Consider the following 2,046-nt stretch of genomic DNA (forward strand, 5'->3'; position numbering starts at 1 on the left):
CTCCTGGACCGGTCTACCGCTCCACCGGGTCCAAGGCGGCGTCTCCGCCGGTCCTGCCGCCCGTGGCCGCGGGCGGCAGGACCTGTGACACGTACGAGGTCACCTGCCGAACGGCCTCACCCCACCTTCTCGATCACGGCCCGGCGGATGAGGAACTTGCCGGGCTCCCGTACCTGTTCGAAGGCCGCGTTGTTGAGCAGGGCGCAGCTGCCGGAGGCCGAAGTGACCTCCACCGTCGTGGACTTGTTGTTGTCCAGGTTGGTGACCTTCAGCTTCGTGCCCACCGGGAACTGGTTGCTGGACGCGGCGGGCGCACCGGCCTCACCGGACAGCGTGACGGTCGAGCCGTTGCACACCCGCTGCCCGGACGCGGCGTTCCCCGCGGGCGGGGCCTGGGTCGCGGCGGGTGCCGAGGGGGGAGCGGCCGGTGCGGGCTGCCCGGTGGCGGTCTGGGAGCCCTGAGCCGACTCCCCGACCACACAACCGGACGCCTTCTGCTGCACCTTGATCTGCGCGATCACCGCTTCCCGGTTGGCGATCCGGGCCGCCGACTGCGCGTCGGGCGCCGCCCGTTGGCCCTCGATGAACCGCTGGTTGTTGCCGAGCGCGGTGGCGAGACCCTGACACACCGTCGACTGCGCCGCCGTCTGCGGACCCTGCGAGGCGTTGGAGGTGCCGGCCATCGCGAAGGCCCCGCCTCCCGCCACCGCCGCCGCGCTCACCAGCAGCGCGACCTTCTTCCTCGTACTGAGCGTTCTCCTGCGCGACATCCGCGCCTCCTGAGAGTTGGGGGAGCGTACGCCGCTATGTACGAGATACCGAACGAGGTTGCTCAGCGGTCACGTGAGTCGAGTGACGTAACCTGCGTCACACCCCGCTATTTCCTGGACAGGGCGTCCTGTACGGCGTCATCGGTGCGGGCGACCAGCGCCGAGCCGTCGTCCGCCGTGATGATGGGGCGCTGGATGAGCTTGGGGTGGGCGGCGAGCGCGGCGACCCAGCGGTCCCGCGAACTGTCGTCCCGCGCCCACTCCTTGAGGCCGAGCTCCTTGGCCGCCGCCTCCTGGGTGCGGGTGATGTCCCACGGTTCGAGGCCGAGCCGGTCCAGCACCTCGCGGATCTCGTCCTCGCTCGGGACGTCCTCCAGATAGCGCCGGACGGTGTACTCGGCACCCTCCGCGTCGAGCAGGCCGATCGCGCTGCGGCACTTCGAACAGGCCGGGTTGATCCAGATCTCCATGGCACTCACGGTACGCGAAAACCCGTCTTCCACCTGCGTCACAGCACCCCCGAAAGCCCTTGTGGCCAGGGGCTTTTGTCAGTGCCGGGCGGTAGAATAAAACCAGTGTTCGAGGGCGTCGCCGGGGTCCCGGTGGCCGCCCTTACCGCGACAGGAGGATGCCTGTGCCCGCTGCCGCACTGAAGCCGAAGCCGTTGCCCACCCAGTCCACCGCGAAGCACCCCGTGCTGCTCGACCTGCCGTACACCCCCGTGGAGAAGCGCCCGTTGCCGCCGGGCCGTCCCCGCGAGTGGTACGTCACCCACAACCGCCGCCTCAAGGCGATGCGGCTCGCGATCGCCCTGCTCGACTCCGGCGTCTACGTGCCGAACCAGGCCCGCAACGAGACGATCCGGGACACCGCGGAGCTGATCGGCGTCCACCCGCCGTCCGACACCACGTGCCACATGGTGCGGGCGCTGATGCGATACGCACGGTAGACCGTGACACCGGGCGCCCTTTGCACGAGGGGGGGCGCCCGGTGTCACGGTCAGCCCCTTACGCGAGGGGCCGCCCGGTGTCCGGTCAGCCCGTGGGTTCGGCCAGTTCCTTTTCCAGCGGTGTCCCGAGGCGGGGTCGTACTCGGGTCGCTCCCGCGGATTCCCGTAACCGGGTTGCCGTGGCCGCGTCCGCTTCGTGCCGGACGCTCTGGGGGTCCAGGAACCGCCATACGAGGGGGCGCCCGGTGTCCGGTCAGCCCGTGGGTTCGGCCAGTTCTTTCTCCAGCGGTGTCCGGAAGCGTGGTCGTACCCGGGTCTCTCCCACCC

The 2,046-nt window shown here is 70.2% G+C and carries 3 protein-coding genes; 1 reads left to right on the top strand and 2 read right to left on the bottom strand.

Annotated elements, in window-relative coordinates; genetic code table 11:
- Window positions 1–116: 116 nt before the first annotated feature.
- The gene (locus EHS43_RS43340) at window positions 117–770 is read right to left on the bottom strand and encodes a hypothetical protein (protein WP_125195915.1); all 654 of its coding nucleotides are present in this window, start codon (window positions 768–770) and stop codon (window positions 117–119) included.
- Window positions 771–877: 107 nt separating this feature from the next.
- The gene (locus tag EHS43_RS43345; RefSeq protein WP_185806659.1) at window positions 878–1,240 is read right to left on the bottom strand and encodes an arsenate reductase family protein; all 363 of its coding nucleotides are present in this window, start codon (window positions 1,238–1,240) and stop codon (window positions 878–880) included.
- 164 nt (window positions 1,241–1,404) lie between these two features.
- On the opposite strand from EHS43_RS43345, the gene EHS43_RS43350 reads away from it, so the two are divergent.
- Entirely contained in the window at window positions 1,405–1,719 is a 315-nt protein-coding gene (locus EHS43_RS43350; RefSeq protein ID WP_125195917.1) for a hypothetical protein, read from the top strand.
- The last annotated feature ends 327 nt before the right edge of the window (window positions 1,720–2,046 follow it).

The sequence above is a fragment of the Streptomyces sp. RP5T genome, assembly GCF_003933965.1.
Lineage (GTDB): Bacteria > Actinomycetota > Actinomycetes > Streptomycetales > Streptomycetaceae > Streptomyces.